This is a genomic window from Niallia sp. FSL R7-0271, from assembly GCF_038005785.1.
Taxonomy (GTDB): domain Bacteria; phylum Bacillota; class Bacilli; order Bacillales; family Cytobacillaceae; genus Niallia.
This window is the reverse complement of sequence record NZ_JBBOTZ010000004.1, coordinates 96,175-119,872: the sequence shown is the minus strand read 5'-3', so window position 1 is coordinate 119,872 and position 23,698 is coordinate 96,175. Positions and strand designations below refer to the sequence as shown.

Genomic DNA, 23,698 nt, shown 5'->3' with positions numbered 1-23,698 from the left:
GGTACGACACGTTCCTAACTGAAAAGGTTAGGCATTGTCGAACCTAACAGTTCAACAATGAACTGTCATTCCGAGAAGTCAAATGATAGGGTAACGCCTTGAAGGGCTTCCTTTAATCCTCCGACATGCGATTTAGTTGGTAAGAGCTAAACTGTATGAAGTTCGGTGAAGTCGGCAGAAATATTCCGTAATTATAGAAACTTATAAACGAAAGTGTCCTAGAGGTAGGATATGAATATGATATGCCGGAAGTCTATAAAACTCTTATGGTTAGAATTCACAACGATACAATCAGCGAACTTTGTTAGTGTAGACGAATCCCTGAATGTACGGGTCTATATCGGGAACATATCGAAAGGTATGTGGACACAAATGGTGTCGCTACTGCGGGCGAGTAAAACTCTCCTTTATGAAAGTCCGTATATTGTTAAAGGCAGTATTAAAGTAGCAGGCTCATAGGGGAAACCTAATAGTGTATGTACAGATAGGAATGATGGAACGTGGTAAGCTGTCAACATGGAGGACTTACTTCCTACGAAGTGGTTCTAGGGAAAGTACTGATGATATTAGTCAGATATATAACCTAGATTTATGATAGTGAAAGTGGTGGCACAGTACCTATGAAGCATCTAATGAATGTGGAGGGATAGCCACTAGTCAATTGAAGACTGATAGTTACAAACGGTTAACATGGTTTCGAGTAAGACTAAGAGATGTAATTTCTCCTTCAGAAGGAGGTTACAGCCCATGTTGAAGAAAACCAAGTTAAGACATAATGAGTATTACAATATGCAACAAACATATGATGACTTATATTCAAGAAGTCTTAACGGTAACAATTTCTATAAGTTAGTAAATACAATCGATTCTGAAGAAAATATTCGACTAGCATATCGTAATATCAAAACAAATAAGGGAAGCAAAACTGCTGGTGTTGATGATTTGACAATCAAAGACATTTGGCATTTGAATGATAAAGAAATAATTAACGAAGTAAGAAAAAGGTTAAACAAATACCATCCCCAACCTGTCAAAAGAGTTCTCATTCCTAAAGTGGGCAGTGATAAAAAGCGTCCATTAGGTATTCCGACAATTTGGGATAGATTAGTACAACAATGTATCTTACAAGTTCTTGAACCTATTTGTGAAGCTAAATTTCATAACCATAGTTATGGATTTAGACCAAATAGAAGTACACATCATGCGTTTAGCCGAATGGTTAGTCTTATGAATATTGGGAGGCAACATTATTGTGTTGACATTGATATCAAAGGATTCTTCGATAATGTCAATCATGGAAAACTGCTGAAACAGATGTGGGCATTGGGAATTCGTGATAAATCCTTACTCTCGATTATTTCTAAAATACTGAAATCCGAAATAATAGGAGAAGGAATCCCGACTAAAGGAACTCCGCAAGGAGGAATAATTTCACCTATATTATCTAATATCGTTTTAAATGAATTAGATTGGTGGATAAGTAGTCAATGGGAAACGTATAAACCGCAAAGAATGTCTAGTGAAAACTATGGTTTTCGTAGCTATGCAAGGAAATATACAAATATGAAATGCGGTTATATCATTCGATACGCAGACGATTTTAAAATTATGTGTGAATCATATGAGGACGCACAACGCTTTTATCATGCAACAGTTGACTTTTTGAATAAGCGACTAGGGCTTGAAGTAAATAAAGAAAAATCTAAAATCGTCAACTTGAAAAAGAATTCTTCCAATTTTCTAGGATTTAAAGTCAAACTTGTTAAACAAGGTAAATCAAAATTTGGCTATGTAGCCAAAACAGGAATGACAGACAAAGCTATCTTGAAAACTAAGAAGAAACTAAGGGAAAAGGTCAAAGAAATCCAAGAAAAACCTTTACCAAAAAGCGTATTGAACTTTAACATTACCCTTATTGGAATACAAAATTACTATAGATATGCTACCACGATTTATATGGATTTAACGGAGATAAATTACTCTCTTTTAAAAACTATGAAAAACAGATTTAAAAATAATGCAAAAATCATTAAATTTAGTGAAACACCTCCTGCTTTTAAGAAAAGGACAAAAGGAATCCAACCAAATACTAAAATATTTACTATTCAAGGTACTCCACTGTTGCCAATTACAGGAATTCATCATAAGAATCCGTGTAATTTTTCACAAGGTATCAACAATTTCACTGAAAAAGGCCGTAGTAAAATTCATACAAACCTTAGGGCGATACCAAGTGATGTACTTGCACAAGTAATGGCAACCTACTCAAGGAGTAGAAGTATTGAGTACAACGATAATAGAATATCTAAATATGTAGCTCAATATGGTAAATGTTTTGTAACAGGAGAATTAATTGGGATTGACAGAGTTCATTGTCATCATATTATTCCCCTAGAACTTGGAGGAACAGATAAATATAGTAATTTAATAATTGTTGATTGGTTTATTCATAAGCTTATTCACATGACAGATATACAAAAGATTACTAAAGTCCTCCGGTCTTTTAACCTTAATCAAAAGCAAGTGGAGAAGCTAAATTGCCTTAGAATTAAATCTGGTAAAGAACCGATAATTATGTAACTTATAACATCAGTTGAAATTGATGGAACGCCGTATGACACCGAAAGGGTCATGTACGGTGTGAAGCAGGGGAAAAGGTGGAGATAACTTCAAATCCTTACCTATTGCTATAGGTTTATGAAAAGACCGCCAAAATTAAGGAAGCTCAGGGATATGAAGTTCGGGTTGTGAACTTTAAAAATATGGGGATATCTGACCATTATAATCCCTTTGGATACGTAAGAAAGGATCTTGATGCAACAACGGTTGCTAATACGATTGTAAGTGCCAAGAATGATCCTAAAAGAAAAGATATTTGGTTTAATGCTCAATTAGGCTTGTTAAAAGCTTTAATTCTATATGCAAAATCAGAGTTTCATCCAGATAAAAGGAATATGGAAGGGATTTTAGATTTTCTTCAAGAGTTTGACCCTGAGGCGAATGAAGATGGAGAAAGTGAACTAGATGAGAAGTTTATGGAGTTAGATAAACGACATCCAGCAAGAAGAAGTTATGAGTTAGGTTTTAAGAAATCTCAAGAAAAAACGAGAGCAAGTATTATCATAAGCTTACTCACAACAATAGGTGACTATGTAGATGATGAGGTTGCTGCATTTACAAGTGGAAACGATTTTTTCTTTGAGGACATAGGAACAAAAAAAGTTGCGCTTTATGTGTTAATACCAACAATGGATTCTACTTGGGAAGGACTTATTAATCTTTTCTTTACGCAAATGTTCCAAGAACTTTATCTGTTAGGAGATAAGAATGGTGCTAAGTTACCTGTACCTACAGTTTTCCTTTTAGATGAATTCCCTAACTTAGGAAAATTCAATAACTATGAAGAATTCTTAGCTACCTGTCGAGGATACAGAATTGCTTGTTGTACGATTTTACAGAATAACACTCAGTTAATGGATAAATACGGTAAGGATAAAGCAGAATCTATTTTAGGTAACTGTGCTATAAAAATTTGTTTGGGAAATGTCAATGATACCACTGCAGCGTATTTTAGTAATCTTATGGGGAAAGCAACTATCAAAGTAGAAACAGGTGGTAGCTCTATATCCAGAGGAAAGACAGGTAACGCATCCAGTAGTTCAAACTTTTCCTTTTCGCAACGCTCTCTGATGAATGCTGATGAAATATTAACCATGTCTGAAAAAGACAGCATTGTAATAATTGCTGGTAAGTATCCAATTAAAGCAAAGAAGGCAATTCAATTTCAATTGTATCCAGGATTAGTTGAGGAATTTGAAGTTTCTCAAATGGAATATAAAAGGAAAATCAGCGAAGCTGCTCAAGAATTATATGATAAAGAAGTTGCTGCATATGAGACTCGGATGGATGTCTTAGAAGAGTTTGATTATGAAGAAGAACAAGAAATGGAAGAACAATATTTAGCTGATATGGAGCAAGATCAGGTTCTGGATCATGCACGAGAAAATTTTAACGATATGTTTGAAAACTCATTGAATGTTTTGGATGCAATAGAAAAAGAACAAAAAAATTGAGGTGTACTTAAATGTTTGATTGGGTTGGCGATAAATTAAAAGGACTTTTAGAAGATACTATTAATTCATGGGTGGAAGAATTCATGAACTGGATTTTATCCATGATGAATAAAATAGTTTTTGATTTACCTAAGTCAAATTTTGTAGATGATACGATGTCCTTTTTTGCGTGGTTTACTGGTATTTTTGCCGTAATCATTGCCTTATATAAAATCATAGAGTATATCATTAATACTCAAAACGGAACACAACAATATCCCTTGGATGAAATCATTTTAAGGTTATTCAAAAGTGCAGGAGCTATGCTAGTGCTACCCTGGTTCATTAAAATCTTATTTATGCAAATTGCTCTTCCTATTGCTAACTATTTTGCAGCGGCTGGAACGGATTTTGATGGGAAAGCAGGATATACTTTAATGTCGGCAGCTCTTACTGGAAGTGTCCTCGGTTTTGGGGGATTTGTATTATCAGTAGCATTAATATTCTTTTTAGTTGTTTTTATTATGTTTTTATATTCTGTTTGTGTTTTCTATGCAGACTATATAATCATGCAAATTCTTATTGCACCTGTAGCACTATCTATGCTGGCAGATGATAATAACTACTTTCAGGTTTGGTGGAGAGAGTTGTTATCTATTGTAGTATCGCTATTAGTTAAATTATTCCTGGTAACTTTAATAGTAAATATACTTTTTACGGGTGGAAATATCTTTTTAGCAATTGGAGCAGGAGCATTAATTATAAAGTCACCTTCCGTACTCAAAAATATGTGGTATAGTTCGGGCAGTTCTCAAGCTGGTAGTCGTTCTCTTGGTAGAGGAGCAGGAAGCATAGGTTCTATGGGTTCCCGAATGTTACTTACTAAATTATTAAAGTAAGGAGGAACTTGTATGTATCTAATAATATATAAAAAGAAATTGAATGCAGAAAAAGGGAGGTTTGAATTCGAATCTCCTCAGACATTTTTAAAAGCAAATGAAATGCTAGTTGATTCTGTATCAAGATATAAACAAACAGGTCTTAGTATGAAGGTTGGCTATAAAATTGTAGAAGTACAATCAGGTGAAAGTATATTTAATTCAACTATTTCCATAGATAGAGATATTCCAAGTCTATATGAGGTTATTAGACAAAATTCAAATACTCCAAAGTCAGTAACTGAATATGTTAGGAAGATAGAAAATCGAGAAATCATTGAATCTGAAGAGGATTTTTCCTTTAATAATAATCATGTAGAAGAGAAAGCAAAACTTGAGCAATTGAGAGTTGAAAAGAATAGTATTCAACAACAATTGAAAAAGGATGAAAAGGAACGGCAGCAAAAAGAACTGGAACATCAAAAAAAGATGAAAGAGATCCAGGACGAAAAAGAAGCTTTGGAGAAATCTATTACACTAAAAGAAAAAGAAGCTGCTGTCAAAGAATCTCAACGCATTGAAGCTTTACGAATCTTGGAAGAAGAAACAATAAAAGCGCAACAAAGAATGGAAGAAAAAAAAGAGATTGATCGAAAGAAGAAAGAAGAGCATGAAAAGCGATTAAAACAAGTAGAGGAAGAAGCAAAAAAGGCAGAAATTGATTTAGCAAATACTGAAGTTGAATTCGAAAAACAGGAACTGGAAAGAAAAAAAGAACTACAAGAATTAGAAGAAAGGAAGCTCGAATCTACAAGAAAAGCAATTCTTTTGAAAGCTGAAAAAGATAAAGAGGAATTAGAACAACAAAAAGAATTATTAAGCTTTACTAGTTCAGAGTCAGAAATAGTTGCAACAAATGAAGTTTTACCATCTCCTAGCATTGTAGTACCAAAATTAACCTTAAAAGAACGTCTTCAGGAACTCGATTTTGAGGAAGCAAAGAGACTTTTCCTTCAATTTATTAAATATAGCGTTAGGTTCACCATTCGTAATTCTAAAAAGGGATATACGATGATTAAAGAATATCGTGTGAAACAATTAGCTACAAAGCAAGCTAAGAAGAAGGACGCTACTAAGAAATTGGAGATAGAAGAAAAAATAGCACTTGAAAAAATTAAGTTTATGGAAGAATTGAAAAAGGATCGAGATCAACAAGAAAAGGAAATTCAAAAGGCTGTAAGGCTAAAAGAAAAAGAAATGAATAAACAAAATAGAATAGAAAAAAGGTATGTAGCAGCAATGAAAAAGAGTCCGATTAAAAAACAATTTGGCCTTGTTGGATTTCTTTTGAAAACAGCTGCTTTTTTAGTAGTTATAGCTGCGATTATTTATATATTCCATCTGGGTGATACATTTCCAATACTTAAGGATATAGAAAACTATGTTGATAGTCTAATATCATCTTTCAAAAGAAGCTAGAACATTGTCTAGCTTCTTTTTATATAAACAAAAATTTAGATAGGGAGGGGTTTTGTTGAGTCAGGAAGTAAAAGAATTTGTTACTCAGGAAGAAAAGGAAAGAGCTAATAACGTTGATATTTTGGAATATTTATTATCAATAGGTGAGCCATTAAAAAGGGAAGGGAATCAATTTTATCGACACGAACAACATGATAGTTTAGTTGTTAATATAAAAAGAAATTACTTCAGTTGGAACAGTAAGAACGTTTCAGGCAATGCCGTAACCTATTTAATGAATGTACATAATTTTACTTTTCAAACTGCGGTAAAGAAGATAAATAGTGACTTGGGTGATAAAGAATTTATAGCTTTTAAGGCACCAGAACCTACCTATCCTGATAAGTTTCAATATGATGTAGATGAGAGCGCTACTACCGATAATGTTATTAAATACTTGGTAGATGAACGTAAAATAGATGCTGATTTAGTGGATATGTTGGTTGATATGGATTTTATTAAAGAGGACTCCTATAAAAATGTTGTATTCAAGTGGAAAGACAAAGGAGAGCTAATAGGAGCAAATCTTCAAGGAACACGGGAAATTCCTGTTGAAAAGAGAATACATGCTGACCGTGCCTACTTTAAAAAAGTATTGCCAACAACCAAGGAAGCTACTAATGACGGATTTTCCATAACAAGAGGATATCCAGAGAATTTATATTTTTTTGAGGCTCCAATTGACTCTTTAAGCTACCTTACTTTAAATAGATCTACACTGAGTAATTGCCAACTAAAAAGTATGGATGGGTTAAAATTCGAAACTTTTGTTCAAACAGTAAAGAATGCGGTGAAGAATCTTGAAAAGGCAGGGAAAAACTTAGAATCCATTACGTTATGTGTAGACAATGATAATGCTGGCAGAGAATTTATTGATAAGGTAAAAAGCTATGATTTTCATCGTAAAGACGGAAAAAAAATTATCATTAATTCCGATATTCCTGATTTACCGAAAGGTCAATCTAAGTGGGATTGGAATAATGAACTCAAAGCAAGAGTCCAATCACCAATAAAAAAAAACGTGTCTGAAGAGATAGAGATTTGAAATAAATTAAAAGCATCCTAACAGGGTGCTTTTTTTATTTAAAAAATAATTGGAGGGAAAAATAAATGAATCAACTTTTTGTTTGTGAAAAACCAAGTGTAGCAAGGGATTTAGCAACAGCATTATCTGGAGGGTATAAAGAAGGTGAAGGTCATTATATCGGCAATGATGGGAAGATTTATACATTTGCTTTTGGCCATCTTGTAAGTTGCGTAAGACCTGAGTCTATTAATGAGGAGTGGGGTTGGAAAGGGAATGTTAGTAAATTGCCTTTTTTCATTAAAGATATTCCTTTAACTGTTATAGAAAATCCAGGAGTAAAAAAACAATTTAAGACTGTCACAAGTCTGATGAAACAATCTGATCTCATTTATATTGCTACAGACGCTGCAAGGGAAGGGGAACACATCTTCCGTAAGATTTATAAGTTAAGTGGGGTAAATAAGCCTTTAAAGCGTCTTTGGATTCAAGATATGACCAAGGAAGGATTAACTAAAGCATTTAATAATGCAAAAGATGGTTCTCTTTATGAGGGTTTAGCAGTAGCTGGAAAGCTAAGAGAAGAGTCAGATTTATTGGTCGGTATGAATAGTACAATGCTGGTAACTAAGTTAAGTAAAAGCAGTAAAGTATTATCTCTTGGTCGTGTACAAACACCTACGCTTGCAATGATTGTTAATCGTGATAAAGTCATTGAAAAATTTTCTAAAGTGGTACATTACTCTATTGTAGCCACTGATAAAAATGGGGCCAAATACGAGCTTTTATTAGATAAAGATACTCAGTTAACTAAGGCAGCTGCACAATCTATATTAGATTCTCTTGGGAACAGAACAGCATTTGAAATCAATACAAAAAATAAGAAGGAAAAACCCGAAAAGCTATTTGATTTAACTGAACTTCAAAAATTCATGAATGAAAAACATAAATGGAGTGCAGCTCATACGTTAAGTACGACACAGGCTTTATATGAGAAGAAATTTGTTACGTATCCACGTACAAGCTCTCAGTATATTGCAAATGATTCTGAGCTTCCTGCCCTGTTAGAAAAGCATTCTGGTAACGAGTGGGTAAGTAAAGTAATTAACAATGGATATAAGATTGAATCCTCCTTTGTTAATCCTTCCAAGGTAACGGATCATGAGGCAATTATCATCACTTCTAAAGTAGCTAATAATCTTTCAGGGGACGAAGCAATCTTATACGATGTGATTTCAACACGGTTTTTGGCAGCTTTTTACCCATATGCAGTAAAAGAAGAAACTACAGCAGTATTTATGGATCAAGAATATACATTTAGAGCAAAAGAGACGCTATTAGTGGAACTTGGATGGAGAGAGCTTTATGGAGAAGTTCTTCAAAAGGGGGCATTAAGCAAAAGTAGCTTAAATGATATAGGGGATTATTCATTAATTCAAAAAGAAACACAGCCACCAAAAAGATATACAGAAGGAACTTTATTACATGATATGAAACATGCTGCTAAATTCCTGGATGAAGCCTCAGATAAAGACATGATGAAGACTGTTGAAGGAATAGGAACAACTGCAACAAGGGACTCCATCATTGAAAAACTAGTAGAACGTGGTTTTATTGAGAAAAAGAAAAATCAAATCATTTCAACCACCCTGGGAAGAGAGTTAATCGGAATGATGCCTGAAGACTTTTCCTTATATAGTGTTAAACTGACTGCTTATTTTGAAACAATGCTATCCCAAGTTGAGCATGGTGAGCTGGATGAAGTTATTTTTTATGAAGAATTAGAGGGACTATTACGAAAAACAGCGGAAGAAATTAGAGGGAATGTTAAAACAATTTCAGCTGCAGCGAATCCAGTGAAAGAAGTAATAGCTACGTGTCCAAAGTGTAAGAAGCCAATTTATGAAAATAGCAAAGCTTACTCTTGTTCTGGTTTTAAAGAAGGGTGTAAAGCAACTATTTGGAAAAATGGATTAGAGAAACTAGGTAAGAAGACTATTACTAAAACGGAAGCAGGAAAGCTTTTTGCAGGCAAAATAGTAAAGGTTAATTTAAAATCCAAGCAAGGAAAAGCATATAAAGCAGATGTTGTTTTTAATTTAGAGAAGAACTGGATCGAATTTGCTAACAAGTAAGAGATGCTCATGTATCTCTTACTTGTTTTATTAGGTAAGGGTTTCCTGAAGATAATTGTGAAGACTTCATACAACAAAAAAGTAATTACTAATAATAAATTTGGAGGAAATTCTAATGATACTATGTGATCACTGTTCGCTTTTAACTGACAAAACTAAGAGTGTACCACTAGCTGCAAAAAAAGTCGAAGCTCTTGAGGGATTATATTTATATGTATGTCACCCATGCTTTGAAGAAATGTTTGGAGACTTAAATAATACTGATGATTATACTGACAATATTAATGTTTTATTTACATTTGAATATGATGAAGAAATTGCAAAGGAATTGAATACAGGAAATTATGGTAATGTGATTACACCATTTGTAATTAAAGTGTCTTCAGATGATATAAATGAAAGGTATGTAATACACAATAATGAGGAAGAAAACCCTTTTTATTTAGAGTTTGTAGAATGGTTAGAGTATGGGAATTTAACTGAAGTTTTAAGCGAAAGCGTGATTGAAAAAATCAATGATTATTATCAATTTTTTGAAGGGAATAGATCTACAAAAATTAACAAATTTATAATTGAGGAAGTAGACATTCTTCCTTATTTTTATGAAGGTATTGAAAAATCACTTGATAATAAGCGCAAAGAGGCAATGGAGAAAAGAATTGAAAAGAGCGATAATAAAGAGCCAAAAAAACTTAAAAAGTATCGACTTGGTTATGATAACATTTTATTACCAAAGAAATCATTTATATATAAAAATAATTATATAGGTGCTATGAGCTTCGATTTGTTATTCAAAGTTTATGATGAAGAAGGAAATGAAAAGCTATTTGAATCTGAAGAACTAATTGAACAGTATCTTCAGTTTAATAACGGTAATTCGTGTTGTTTATCAGATTTAGTGAGTTGCTCTTTCGATAATAAAAGCATAATAAAATTCAAACCTAATGTTCCCTTACTAAAAGAAAGTGGATATAAAGTGAAATGGGAAATTGATTCATACTGGAAAGACATAGACAAAGGGGTATTAGAATCAGAAGAAATTTCTGAAAGTGAATTCATGGATATACTGAACAGCAATAAAGAATTATTTGATAACTCAAATAATTACTCTGCACAAAGTACAGCATATTTTACACGAGAAGTTACTATCTGATTATTTATATGGATAAGATGAATATTCTAATGAAGATGTCTTTTTAAATAAAAAGACATCTTTTATTTATGAGGTGAAATATAATGGCCAAAAGATCAAGCAAGAAAAACAATTTAGAATCTTTTTATGCGATAATAATCTTGTCCTTCAGTATGTGTACATATATGATTACTAACTCATTAACAGCCGTAATTATGGTAGCTGCTACTATATTAGTGTTTATAATTTTTATTTTGTTTCTATTGAATAGGAAAAAGATAAATCGTTTAAAAAATAGTGGAATCAGTGACATTGATCAAATGGATGGATTCCAATTTGAATATTATTTAAATGAATTGTTCAAGAGTAATGGATATACTTCTCAAGTCACTAAGTCCAGGGGCGATTACGGTGCTGATTTAATACTTAAAAGAGACGGAGAAGTTATAGCCGTTCAGGCTAAACGACACTCTAAACCAGTGGGTTTAAAGGCTATACAAGAGATAACAGCAGCTAAAGGATTTTATAGGGCAAATAAAGCATGGGTAGTAACTAATAATTCTTTTACGAAACAAGCCATAAATTTAGCTAGTTCCCTTGATGTAAAGTTAATTGGACGAGAAGAGTTAATAAAACTTATATTAATAATGAATCCTAACGCTTTAATATCAACAGGACAGATCTTAAATACTGTTACTCCTAAGAGTAAGAAATGTAAAGAATGTGGTGGGGATTTGGTAGTTAAAAAAGGAACGTATGGCAGGTTTTACGGATGTTCTAACTACCCAAGATGCAAGAACACTAAAAAGTTATAAACTCTTTTATAATAGAAAGGAAAAATAATGTTAAAGAAAATGGCATGGAATTTTATTAAGTATGCAATTGTTTTAATATCCTTTTTGTTTATTTATAATTATGTAGTTGGAAATGTAGTTAATCATGCGGCAAATGGTGATTTGGGTCCTATGCAATTGTTATTTATAGTCGCAGTTATAGTATTTATTATTAGAATTCTAATTCGTATATTTAGAAGAAAAAGAAGAGGGAAAACTTGAATTATAAAAAAACATGGAGATAGTAAAAACTTCCCCATGTTTTTTCTTTTTAAAATATTTTATATATAATTGGATCGATAGGTATATTATTTAATTTATCATTATTAATTGGGATGAAAAATCTATAGGTACCTTCATCCATATACAACCAAAACTTCATGTTCTTATCATTATGTTGATATGCTATCGATTGCATTTTTTCAAATGTATGAGTTATTAGTTGCTTAGTATCTCTATCTTCTAATACTAAATGGAATGAATTTCTTTCTAATCGAAAATGATTTAAAGAATAAGTTTTTTCTGATGTTGTAATATTGTATTGCTCAAAGTTAATATCAATGGTAATTTCTTTTGTCTGAAATAGACTTTTATATAAGATTTCTAGATTATTAGTATGTTCTTCTTCTTCTTCGCTGGTTCTAATTTCCTTTAAATTAACCCAAATTGAATTACCAGCGACTTCATAGATAAAATCAGGACATTGATTTATTGTACTCTCATTTCTTAGAGAGATGTGGGATAGTTTTTTGTAGCGGAATTTTTTGTTTATTTTCTTCTTAATCTCTTCATCAACTAAAAAAAGTGTACCTTCATTTTTTCTGAATGATTTGTTTAGGAGATCAATATTTTCTCCAATGTATTCAGAAAATATGTACTCAATTAAATCTCCTTTATCATTATTTTTTTCCTCAAATGAGTAAAAGTTTTCAATTCTATAGAAAAGACTAACTTCATTTAGAGTTCTATTTAATATATTTTTCGCATCATTATGTTTCTCTGAAGTTTTTAAAATAAGACGTTTTTGGTCAGCTGTTGTAAAGATATTTTCAACTATTGATTGGATTTTCTTTATCATGAGTTCTCTCCTTTTTTAATTAACATTAAATACATCTCAGTTATATATATGTAAAAATTGTGTTTATAAGGTATATATCGGCTTATTTTCAGAAATATGTATTTTTTAATTGTGTAATTAATCCTTAGATTAAGGTTGTTGTTAGGCTATGTTTTGGTTTCTAATCTTTAAATAAAATAAAGAGAAATTCCTTAAAGGTTATTATTTAACAGCATACATAATTTCTAATTTAAAGCATAAAACTAGATATACCATCGGAAGGATTGGGTCATGCCCTAATCTACGGGGAGAGTATCGCTATATGCATTACTCTTTTTTAAATTACATCTTAATGAAATTCTACGCAATCAAATAATATTATAAATTGCAGATTTATGGAAATAAGAGCAATTAAATTATTCAAGAGAGTATAATTGTATGTATAAAAAATAAGGAGTTAAAAATGAATTTAGAAGAATTGTTTAAAGAGTGGATAAATCATACTAAAGAAGGAAGTCGTAGAAGTAATTTAGATAAATATGATAAGTGTTGGAAGCAGGTAATACAAAATATTCGTTATTGGGAGAACAGTGAAGATAAAGAGATAAATGAGTATGCAAAAGGTTTGCTATATACAGGGAAAATAAAAAGAGTTCATGTAGGCCTTAATAAAGTGGATCTTGATAACCATTATGTGTCATGGACATTAGCTGAAGAATTTAAAGACTTTTACTGGTTCAATCCATTGTTTTCTCATACAATAATTACAGCAGAAGCAACAAAAGATAATCCTGCAATTAGCTTTATTGGATATATAGAAGCTGTGAAAAAATTTGAGGGAAGAGATATTGTCACACCAGCTATCAAAAAAGAACAAGAAGTCATTTTTCCATTACAGGAAAAATCAATATTAAGCATTAAACAAATAAAAAAATAATAGAAATGAAAAATGATATAAAAGTTATTAGAGTATTACTATTAAACTAATTAAACCTATATTTTATAATTAAACCTAATATTGGAATTACGTTAAAAATAAACACAATATATAGATATTAATATTCATAAACTATCAATATATTGTACTTATGCAATGGAGATGTTATAATTAATATAATAATTCTTAATTAAGAATGAGAATGGGGACGAATTAACGTTCCTTTTTTTATGGAAGAGGAGCATTCATTATGGATCAACTAGATAGAGATAATTTACTAAATAGACTCGATCGTCTTTTAGAATGGATTCGAGCTTGTGATACTAAGTCTTCAATTGTACTAGCTGGAATAGGTATTTTTATAACCTTTTTCACTACAGATTTTATCACTAAAACTTTTAAGACTATATTAGTTCGTTCTATAAAAAATATAGATTTTTCTAATTTCTTATATCTTTTACTATTATTCTTATCTGTTTTATCTCTAATGTATGGCATTTATTGTTTGACAAAAGTATTAATTCCTAGATTAAGCAAAGAGACGGTCGAAAATGATGGGAGACCATCTGATTCTTTATATTTCTTTGAACCTATTGCTAAAACCAAGTACAGGGAATTTAGGGACAATATGTTAACTGCAACTAAAGAAGATGAAAAAGAAGACATTTTGTCACAAATTTATGTTAATGCGAAAATATGTACATATAAATATAATTATTCAAGAAAAGGAATGAAACTTTCAATCATAGGTATTTCTTCATTGGTTATTTTATATTTAATTGGCCTAGTGCTTATACAATTAGGGGGCTTTTGAAAGTGGAATTTAAAACCTATGATTATAAAGAACGCAAGAAAAAGGTTGAAGAGATTCTAGATAATACGGATAGTGTAAACGAAGTGGAAAAGTTTCCAAGTAATGATGATAGTTTCACCTATACAAATGCTTACAAGGCATGGGCAGGAGCTATTTTTGTGGATTTACGGGATTCAACTACACTATTCTCAGGGGATAATGACTTAGAGATAGCTAAAGTGATTAGAGGCTTTACTTCCGAAATCATTGAAATATTAAGAGTAGATACTGATGATCAACTAAAGGAAATAGGTATAAGAGGTGATTGTGTCTATGCAGTATATTCAACACCAAAAAAGAAAGACATCTTTGATATTGCTAATAGAGCCTTTCATATAAATACCTACATGAAAATGTTAAATAAGTTATTAAGTAATCGTAATTTACCGAAAATTACTGCTGGTATTGGCCTTGCATGTAAACCTACCCTAGCAGTGAAAGCAGGGAGAAAGTCTTCTGGTATTCACAATTTGGTATGGATAGGCGAGTCTGTTGCTAAAGCGGCCAAACTATCAGACTTAGGCAATAAAGATGGTAATGATCCTATCGTAATGTCAAACATATTTTATAATAATTATATCAGTAAACAAGAGGAAACTAATAAAAACGCTAAAGATTGGTGGGCTATGGATACTGATGAAAACTATGGTACTTATTATCATGGTAATGTAATTAAAACAGATTTTAATAATTGGATAAAAGATGGAATGAATGAATAATTCACTACCTATGAAGGGCCTTGTAAAAATAAGGCCCTTTATTTAGCTATAATTTTTATGGATATATTATCTTGGAGTACTTGATAAGTAATTTTTTTCTATTGATATGTTTTTAATAAAATTAAAGGAGATTTAAATAATGAATTTTAACACCTATGATTATAAAGAACGCAAGAAAAAGGTTGAAGAGATTTTAGATAATACGAATAGTGTAAACGAAGTGGAAAAGTTTCCAAGTAATGATAGTTTCACCTATTCAAATGCTTACAAAGCATGGGCAGGAGCAATTTTTGTAGATTTACGGGATTCAACTACTCTTTTCTCAGGAGATAATGACTTAGAAATAGCTAAAGTGATTAGAGGCTTTACTTCTGAAATAATTGAAATATTGAGATTAGATACTGATGATCATTTAAAGGAAATAGGGATAAGAGGAGATTGTGTCTTTGCTGTATATTCAACTACAACTAAAGATGAAATCTATGACATTGCTAAAAGAGCCTTCTATATTAATACATACATAGAGATGTTAAATAAGTTGTTAAGTAATCGTAATTTGCCGGAAATTTCAGCTGGTATTGGACTTGCATGTAAAAAAACCCTAGCAGTGAAAGCAGGGAGAAAGTCTTCTGGTATTCATAATTTGGTATGGATAGGTGAGTCTGTAGCTAAAGCAGCTAAATTATCAGACTTAGGCAATAAAAACAGCATTAAACCTATTGTTATGTCTGAAACGTTCTATATAAACTATATAGATAAACAAAAAGATACTAAACCAGATGCAGCAGATTGGTGGGAAAAAGATTCTGATGAAAACTATGGTACTTATTATCATGGAAATATAGTAATAGGAGACTTTAATAGCTGGATAAATGACGGTATGAAAGATTAAGATAATTAAGTGTAGGAGAACTAAAATTTTTTTAAGGGATTGTCCCGAATATGGAACAATCCCTTTGCTTTAACCTAACTCTTTTTTTATAGTGTATATAGTATTTCTTGCTACTCCAACTGTTTTATGGATATTTTGCACACTTTCACCAGCCTGGATTAAACGTACAATTTCATCGTATATAATTTTATCTTTACCTTTAGCTTCTTTGTGATATTTTTTTTTGCCGCCTGTATAAACTCCCTTAGATTTAGCAATTTCAATACCTTCTCTTTGAGCTGTTCGGATTCTACGACGGTCTTCTTCCGCCATCCATGATAATAAAGATAAAACAATATCAGAAACTAATTGTCCAATTCCTTCTAATTCCTTATATTTTCTTGTATCTAAAATAGGCATATTTAAAACCACAATATCTATTTCATCATCAATTAATTTTTTCCATTCATTCATTATTTCCTTTTTATTTCTACCGAATCGAGTTAGGTCATGTACTACCAGTACATCACCAAAACGCATTTTAGAACGCATTTCTAGAAATATGGGTCTGCTAAAGTCTTTTCCAGAAGCTTTTTCAGAGTAAATTCGCTCGCAGCCATAGTCTTGCAGCTCTTTTATTTGTCGGTCTAAGTTTTGTTCTATAGAACTAACCCTTGCATATCCAAAGATCATTTATAACCAATCCTTTATAAATAATAAAATGTTCTCTATAGGGGGGATGAAACTTAGAGGAAGTAATCTTATTGAAGAAAGGCATTACGCCTTTCTTCAATATATATTTATTATCTACCTTTAAACTGGACCAAACAGACTCCCTGGCATTGAAATGTCTATGTCTCTTTCGGTTATACGTTTTAGCATTTCTAACGGTATAACTTTGTCTACAATTGATAAGTAATACTCAATTAAGGAACCTATGTGATCAAGCTCTCCTGAAGAAATTTCATACCAAATATCTGGAAGATACCTTACTATTATACTAAGACTATATAGAATCATTAGATGGATTAATATTGGATCACTTATCTTATTTAAAATTGGTACTATGATTGAAGTTCCTGAATGTGACGATTTATATGTATCCATATATTGTTGCCAGTATCCTTCCGCAGAGTGAGTAAATTCTCCAACAAAAATTCTCTCATCAATTAAACCCCTATCTTCTTCAATATTCTTTATCGGAAGGTTTAATCCATTTAGATATTCTAGGGTTATTTCTTCAGATTCAGGGAAGAGTGAAATATAAGTTGTTTTTTCTTTAGGTACAGATTGATTTTCTTTACTAGTAGCATCTTCTAGCACAGCTTTATTTCTAGCTTCTATCCTTTTTTTAGAATTATTGTAGGATATTTGAAAGGATAAGGGTAATTCGTTTAAGTAATCATTGATCACTGGTTGTAATTCAGGCACACATCTAAAAAGATCTAATAGTGAAATAAGATTTTCTTTATTTTCTATCGGATTGTAGTCCCTTGGTCTTCGTTCAAAGCTAATATCTTTAATATTTAAGCCTAATGATTTTGAAAAAGAATAGAAATGTCCTGATCTTAATATAAAAACAAAAAAGTTTTTTGGGAAACTATCTTTTAAGTTTCTAATAATACCTAAACCATGGCCAAATTCTGTATGTCTTTGGATTTTTTCCAAATCGTCTTTATTTTCTACAGAGCTAACTTGCTCAGCAATAGTCAATTGAAGCAAAGCATAGTATCGAGATAATACTTTTGCATTTAGACTTTCAGAACTTGAGTTCCAAAAACCTAATGCACTTTCAATCGCAGAAGAAAGTCCGACCGATTTTTTTTTAATTAAATCATCTTCCAACTTTTGTTTCTCTGATAAGTTGAGATTTTTTTCCCTCATTAAGGATTCACACATTTTTAAACTTTTTAATCGATTGAATCTAAGCCAAATCATCTCTTGCGGATTTTCAGCGACTATTCGTTCACTTTTTCTCAAATGGGTATTCCTCCAAAAAATATTATAATCCATTACAGATAATTCCTTATTATATAATAGCTAACCTGTTTTGTACTGAATTTTCCGTTCGGTATTCTGAATCATTAAATATATTAAACTTCTTTCATCCAAACTAGCGAATTCACACAAACCATTTTGAACAACCCTGATTGAACATTTTCTAGCTTGATTTTATCATAACTTGTAAATTTTGGTTTTATTTTTCACTTATTTTAATAGTTATTTTTCATTAAATACAAAAAGCTATCCATAATAAAGGATAGCTTTTTTACTATTATTTAATTCCAATAACTAAACTATCTCTTGCGGCTTCAACAACATCTGTAGTTATAGTAGTAAGTTTATTAATTTCAAGAATTCTCTCTATCTGTGTAAATAGTCTTTGTATAAGCCTAAAGTTCCCTCCTGTTATCTTTATGATGTTGCTTATGGCTTCATAATCAGAAAAATCTTCAAGTTTTATAGAAAGTCCAAGCTCTTCCCATTTATACTCAAGTATATGATGAGCTTCATCTTTACTTAGTTTGTCAAACTCATGAGCAAAACCAATTCTAGAGTATAGTTGAGGATAACGAGCTAATCGTTTTTCAATTCCTGGCATTCCAATTAATATCATTGCTACGTTGTTTTGATCATAAATATCCCTAAGTTGTTCTAAACTTTGCAGTTTTAATCGGTCAATTTCATCGACAATGATTAAATCTATATCTTTATAGGAATCTGAATAATATTCTTCTTCGCCCGTAGTATGTAGTTTATACATCGCCTTTGACATATTTATTCTAAATCCTAAAGTATTGATATTGTCAGTCATTTTAGTAGATCGGACTGCTGGAGCTGTATAAAAAATTGTGTTGGCCTCAAGAATTGCTCCATCCGTTTTTAAAGGAATTTCATCTGCTTTTTTATAAGCTATTTGCTTCTCTATATTATCCCAATTTGTATAATACCTTGAAGATAAGGTTTTTCCGACACCTGGAACCCCATAACAAATACCTATATATTTATATTTGATACAAGCATCGCAAAATTCTGTAAAACGTTTATATTCTTTTGTTTCAATAAATTTTTGCTCCTTATTCATTTAGATACCTCTTTAGTTTTGACTTCTTTTTATCAGGTCTATCTGGACGAATTGTATATTCTTCTTGTTTGGAATCTCTAACTTCTTCTATAACAGATTTTCTAGGTTCTAGTTGTTTCTTTAAAGTTTTTCTTACTTTATTTCGGGCAGAAACAATTTCTTTAAGATCTACGGTATAATCAGAGATTTCAGGAGAAATGGCAGTACATATGTATTTATCCTGATAAAATACTCTAATTTCTGCAATATCTCTTGGATTGTAACGAATAATCACAGTTTCACCAACGTACGCAGCTAAATTAGTATCTATATATCTCATGCCTTGAAAATGGATACCATCAGAATGCACTTTTCTTGGTTTTGCTACGTTTAATAATAATAAATCCAAAGTTTCTAAGCTTTCTGGCATATTAGGTAGAAATCCTGAACTATTCCAAGAATGTATTGGTTCCTTTTTTGTTGTGCCATGAATCCTATGGTGATACTTATATATAAGGAATGTTGAAAATTTTTCATCAAGTTCTTTAATTGTGAGAAGGGACTGGGTGGTTTGATTACCTAAATAACCAGGTAAATCTTGCAAAAACAATTGATTTACCGTTAGAAAAAACCTTTCAATTTTCCCTCGTCCTCTAGGAACACCTACAGTCGAAAAGACTAAGTTAATTTTCAAATCAATTGCTACCTGTTCTAAATGTTTAGAGGTAAAATCACTTCCGTGATCTGTGTAGAATTTTTCTGGGATGCCACATATTGGGTGTTTTTGCCCATCCCCCCGAAAAGGTGGAATAAGGAGTACCTCACTGAAAGATTAGGGAAGTACTCCTTAAACATCGCTTACTCTGTTTCCGATATTACGTTTAATTGGGCTAATTCTTGAATAATTGCATCCAAATCAACAGACTCTTGTTGTATATTAAACTCGTATCTTCCATAGAAGTTAATATGTTGCCATGCAACTGGGGATATTTTTTTCATAACATCCGAATCTAGAGCCTTTGTTTCTCTGTAAGCCAACATATTAGATAAAATACTGGCATTGTAATAAATAATGCAATTGGAGAGTAAGCGACTGCATTCGCCCCAAATATGTTGATCATTTTCATTTTTGAAACGTAATTTTCCAAAATTGGCAAAGGATACTGCTTTGCGTAATTTATGATAACTTTCCCCTCGATTTAATGCCTTTTGAACATTCCGGCGTAAAGGGGGAGAATCAATATAATCCAAAAAATATAGACTTCTTATGATGTTATCGTACTCCCATAAAGCACGTTTGGTTTTGTTCTTCCGTGCATAAGCGCTTAGCTTACCAATAATAATGCTTTGTGTGGTTGTTTTAACTGCAAGGGATAACATAATTCGTTGAATATTTTCCCATTCCTCTATAATAAGATTCGTATTAATCTTTCGAACTGGCTTGATCAGGTTATCTCCATATTGGCTTGGATGTTTGAATCCGTAAAGAGATTTGTTGACCTTATCGTGAATATCCTTGTAGCGAGGCGCAAACTGATAACCAAAAAAGTTCAGGATAGCAAAATTCACTTCATTGGTTCCATGTGTATCCGTGGAATGCACATCAGGCTGAATATCAGTTGTGTTGTTAAATAAAATATCAAATACATAATGACTTTCATGCTCATTGGCCCCAATAATTCGAGCATTAACAGGGATATGGTTGGCTACCATTGTGTAGGAAACAATCCCTTTACCAAGACCAAAGTATTTAGGTGAATGACGGGAATTAATGGTATTGATTCGAGTCTCAACTTTCTGCCCGTCACTACTAGAATGAATCGTCTCCCCAATGTCATAATGTTTAAAGATTGGGAGTTTGGCTATTGCATTACTGATACAATCATTCGCTTCTTTTAAAGTCTCCAGACGAATAAAGTTATCAGATGTGGCAGCCAGTAACGGATAGCTAATATCAGAAATTTCCCCCATTCTCCCTAACCCCATGTTGGTTCCCCAAGCAATCAGACAGGCGACAAGAATTCGATTGTCTTTATTCTGTTTGGCATAACGTCCCAAGATGTGCTCAAATGAGTCAAGGAATTGACAGTGCTGTTGAACAAAATGCAAGACACTCCTAATGTCTATTTGCTTTAATGTATCGTAGAATGAGTGATTAATAGATTCTGTGTCACGAGTATAAGGTAATGTCCATCGGGTATGTGAACCCCGTTTTTTGATTTGAAGATGCTCATTTTTCCCAGATGAAATACTCTGGTTAACTTTAGTAATGCGATCTTCTAATCGCTTCTCAAGCTCCACTAAATGACTATGAATGGGTTGGTTGAAAATCGTCAGACCAGTGTCAGCGATCAACATTTCTTTCTGTTCCCATTGACGATCATTGATCAGGTCATCCTCAAAACTGCGAAATCGGATACTATCACGACAAAAAATATCTCCTGCTTCCAAACGGTTGCGTAGGAGGCGATAGACTAAAAATTCATATCGATCTGCTAAAATTGTTTTTTGTTCATAGATATAACGCTTCACACCATCGGATATGAAACCATTTGGCAAATCATCTGAGTGATATTGTCCTAACGCTTTATTCTTATTAAAAGCAGTTTTCATAAAATTCACTGCTTTAATTAATGGATCATTTGGTGAAGGAGCTACGAAATCAACCTGCAAAAATATAGGTCTTAAATAACGTTTAAATCGTCGTGCCTGCTGACCAATATGTTCCCATTGGAAGGCAGTTTCATCATATTTTATATTTGTAGTAATCTGTTTGGCTACGGATTCCAGTTTCTGACGTTCCAAAATAGTAAATGCACGGTCTTGAATATCCCTAAAGGGAGTATTGGCAGGAATATGATCATCAGTGAATATTTTAAGCAGTTCCCCTGCTTTTTTGATGTCTTGATTACTCTCTGTATAGCACTCGTAAACTCGTTCTTTTGCTGCTAATTTAGCTTCATCTGCATACCCCCTTACACTATATATGAGGGTATTGATCAGGTTGTCATGCATCCGTTGATAACGATGGGATACAAAACATAACAAATAGACATAAACAATCCATACATTCAGCCGTTTGAGCTTGTAGACAGAGTAGTAACTTACTAATGAAGCATAGTACTTGATGCTTTCGTTGGAAATACCTAACTTTGGTAACAGTTCTTGAGCAAGGTAATATAAATGCTGTATTTGTTTACCACGATTCATTTCAAGCTTTATTTCAGTGGCGCTAAAGTCTTTCGGTTCGTGTTTCAGTAGTGTTATTTCATACAGCCCTGAAGAATCTTCAAGTAATCGATCTAAGGATTCCATATCATTCTGTTTTAGATGATCCTGCATCAATGAAATTAATCGGTTTTGCTCATGGGTTATTGCCTGTCCTGTCATATCTTGCATAAAACTATAGCCAGGAACAACAATGCAGTTTTCAGACAAATAATTCATGATTTCTCGAAAGATGTAAATCGGCTTACCACAAAACGCCGCAGACTTTTGAGCTTTTTCCTCCATCTTACGCCGTTCTTCGGCACCGCAACTGTGGTAGTTAAATAATTTAAGAATCAATTGTTGTTGTTTTAACCTAGTGGACTTATCAATTGAACTCAAGTCATCAATTTGACTGTTGTTGAAATGTTCCTTCAGAATATATTGAAGATCCTCTTCTACCTCATGGAGGTCAAATGTAAAAAATAGTTGTCTGGCTTTGAAATAACCCAGTTGTAAAACGAAATAAGCCTTAGATTTGACAGAACGCAATGTGTGTAGCAGCTCTTTCTCTGGCTGTGAAAGAGAAAAATAAGAACAGCGATCTTCGTATGAGAAACCTGGTCTGTCATAAATGATCTTTACTTCATCTTCGCTAAGAATCCTCAACCGTTTTTGGGTAGTTGTATTATTCTCCATATTCATATTCCAATCTCAAATTCCCTGACTACTTTATAAAATGAGTTCTTTTTCAACCCAAGTAAACACATGAACTCAACGCCCGTGATCTCTTTATTTTTCCACTTCGGATAGTGAGAATCTAATAATTGGCGCTGTTCATGGGAAAGGGTCCGTAAATTAAGCTTTGGTCGTCCCAAATGTCTACCTTGAGATTTGGCGAGCGCTATGCCTTCGGCTTGGCGCTGTTTGATTTTTTTTCGTTCTTGTTCGGCCACATAAGAGAGAAGGTTTAGAAACTGATCTTCCATTAACTTTCCGATATCTCCCATCTCTCTATATTTACGACTATCAAATAACGTTTCGTTTTCCAACACGACAATATCTGCTTGAATGTTCCTTGTAATGTGTTTCCATTCATAGATAATCCCTTCGTAATCCCTCCCCAATCGATCTAGGGCATCCAGATAAAGGAGATCCCCTTTCCGCAGGATACGCTTCATCGTCTGGTAGCTGGGGCGATTAAAGTCTTTTCCACTTTGTTTATCAACAAAGATCATTCGCTCTTCGATGCCTAAAGCTAACATTTTTTTGATTTGACGTTCTTCATTCTGATCTGTAGATGAAACGCGAACATAACCGATCTTCACAATGAACTTCCTCCAGAAGATATATTTTCTTCTACTATTTTACTATATTTAGTTTCTAAAGGTATGACGATTTTAGTAAACGTTTATAAA

At 32.5% G+C, this 23,698-nt stretch carries 18 protein-coding genes and 1 pseudogene; 12 read left to right on the top strand and 7 right to left on the bottom strand.

What is annotated here, in order from left to right; translation table 11 throughout:
• Positions 1–747 precede the first annotated feature (747 nt).
• The 8 genes from ltrA (at position 748) to MKX82_RS29765 (ending at position 11,554) form a co-directional block, all read left to right on the top strand.
• A complete protein-coding gene (ltrA, locus tag MKX82_RS29800; RefSeq protein ID WP_285308747.1) occupies positions 748–2,580 on the top strand; it encodes a group II intron reverse transcriptase/maturase in 1,833 nt (610 codons plus the stop codon).
• 167 nt (positions 2,581–2,747) lie between these two features.
• Entirely contained in the window at positions 2,748–4,073 is a 1,326-nt protein-coding gene (locus tag MKX82_RS29795) for a VirD4-like conjugal transfer protein, CD1115 family (protein ID WP_445738872.1), read from the top strand.
• An 11-nt stretch (positions 4,074–4,084) separates the two neighbouring features.
• Entirely contained in the window at positions 4,085–4,951 is an 867-nt protein-coding gene (locus MKX82_RS29790) for a conjugal transfer protein TrbL family protein (RefSeq protein ID WP_182102348.1), read from the top strand.
• Between the two features lie 12 nt (positions 4,952–4,963).
• Positions 4,964–6,409: a hypothetical protein gene (locus MKX82_RS29785; RefSeq protein WP_182102347.1), complete on the top strand. Its 1,446-nt coding sequence runs from the start codon at positions 4,964–4,966 to the stop codon at positions 6,407–6,409.
• A 55-nt stretch (positions 6,410–6,464) separates the two neighbouring features.
• A complete protein-coding gene (locus MKX82_RS29780; RefSeq protein ID WP_182102346.1) occupies positions 6,465–7,493 on the top strand; it encodes a DUF3991 domain-containing protein in 1,029 nt (342 codons plus the stop codon).
• Positions 7,494–7,558: 65 nt separating this feature from the next.
• Positions 7,559–9,607, top strand: coding sequence for a DNA topoisomerase (locus MKX82_RS29775; protein WP_182102345.1), 2,049 nt, complete (start codon positions 7,559–7,561; stop codon positions 9,605–9,607).
• A gap of 115 nt (positions 9,608–9,722) precedes the next feature.
• Positions 9,723–10,760, top strand: a complete 1,038-nt coding sequence (locus MKX82_RS29770; protein WP_259347138.1) for a hypothetical protein — start codon at positions 9,723–9,725, stop codon at positions 10,758–10,760.
• An 83-nt stretch (positions 10,761–10,843) separates the two neighbouring features.
• Positions 10,844–11,554 (top strand): restriction endonuclease, encoded by a 711-nt coding sequence (locus MKX82_RS29765; protein ID WP_259347137.1) that lies wholly within the window; start codon positions 10,844–10,846, stop codon positions 11,552–11,554.
• A 289-nt stretch (positions 11,555–11,843) separates the two neighbouring features.
• Here MKX82_RS29765 and MKX82_RS29760 read toward each other — a convergent pair whose 3' ends face one another.
• The gene (locus tag MKX82_RS29760; protein WP_182102344.1) at positions 11,844–12,650 is read right to left on the bottom strand and encodes a hypothetical protein; all 807 of its coding nucleotides are present in this window, start codon (positions 12,648–12,650) and stop codon (positions 11,844–11,846) included.
• A 442-nt stretch (positions 12,651–13,092) separates the two neighbouring features.
• On the opposite strand from MKX82_RS29760, the gene MKX82_RS29755 reads away from it, so the two are divergent.
• From MKX82_RS29755 to MKX82_RS29740, 4 genes are all read left to right on the top strand, one after another.
• Complete coding sequence (locus tag MKX82_RS29755) at positions 13,093–13,566, top strand: hypothetical protein (protein WP_182102343.1); 474 nt, start codon at positions 13,093–13,095, stop codon at positions 13,564–13,566.
• 250 nt (positions 13,567–13,816) lie between these two features.
• A complete protein-coding gene (locus MKX82_RS29750) occupies positions 13,817–14,380 on the top strand; it encodes a Pycsar system effector family protein (RefSeq protein ID WP_182102342.1) in 564 nt (187 codons plus the stop codon).
• A 2-nt stretch (positions 14,381–14,382) separates the two neighbouring features.
• A complete protein-coding gene (locus MKX82_RS29745; protein ID WP_341082277.1) occupies positions 14,383–15,138 on the top strand; it encodes an adenylate cyclase in 756 nt (251 codons plus the stop codon).
• A 139-nt stretch (positions 15,139–15,277) separates the two neighbouring features.
• Entirely contained in the window at positions 15,278–16,030 is a 753-nt protein-coding gene (locus MKX82_RS29740; RefSeq protein WP_182102340.1) for an adenylate/guanylate cyclase domain-containing protein, read from the top strand.
• 69 nt (positions 16,031–16,099) lie between these two features.
• Here the strand turns inward: MKX82_RS29740 and MKX82_RS29735 are convergent, their stop codons facing one another.
• The 6 genes and pseudogenes from MKX82_RS29735 to MKX82_RS29710 all read right to left on the bottom strand — a co-directional run bounded on the left by MKX82_RS29735 (position 16,100) and on the right by MKX82_RS29710 (position 23,608).
• Positions 16,100–16,702 (bottom strand): recombinase family protein, encoded by a 603-nt coding sequence (locus MKX82_RS29735; RefSeq protein WP_182102339.1) that lies wholly within the window; start codon positions 16,700–16,702, stop codon positions 16,100–16,102.
• A 120-nt stretch (positions 16,703–16,822) separates the two neighbouring features.
• Positions 16,823–17,989, bottom strand: coding sequence for a YaaC family protein (locus tag MKX82_RS29730; RefSeq protein ID WP_182102338.1), 1,167 nt, complete (start codon positions 17,987–17,989; stop codon positions 16,823–16,825).
• 295 nt (positions 17,990–18,284) lie between these two features.
• Positions 18,285–19,094 (bottom strand): AAA family ATPase, encoded by an 810-nt coding sequence (locus MKX82_RS29725; protein ID WP_127738743.1) that lies wholly within the window; start codon positions 19,092–19,094, stop codon positions 18,285–18,287.
• Positions 19,087–19,851, bottom strand: a pseudogene (locus tag MKX82_RS29720) (Mu transposase C-terminal domain-containing protein); the annotation flags it as partial. The pseudogene MKX82_RS29720 and the gene MKX82_RS29725, both read right to left, overlap by 8 nt.
• A gap of 80 nt (positions 19,852–19,931) precedes the next feature.
• Positions 19,932–22,979: a Tn3 family transposase gene (locus tag MKX82_RS29715; RefSeq protein ID WP_012477907.1), complete on the bottom strand. Its 3,048-nt coding sequence runs from the start codon at positions 22,977–22,979 to the stop codon at positions 19,932–19,934.
• Positions 22,980–22,981: 2 nt separating this feature from the next.
• Positions 22,982–23,608 (bottom strand): recombinase family protein, encoded by a 627-nt coding sequence (locus tag MKX82_RS29710; protein ID WP_000690663.1) that lies wholly within the window; start codon positions 23,606–23,608, stop codon positions 22,982–22,984.
• Positions 23,609–23,698 lie beyond the last annotated feature (90 nt).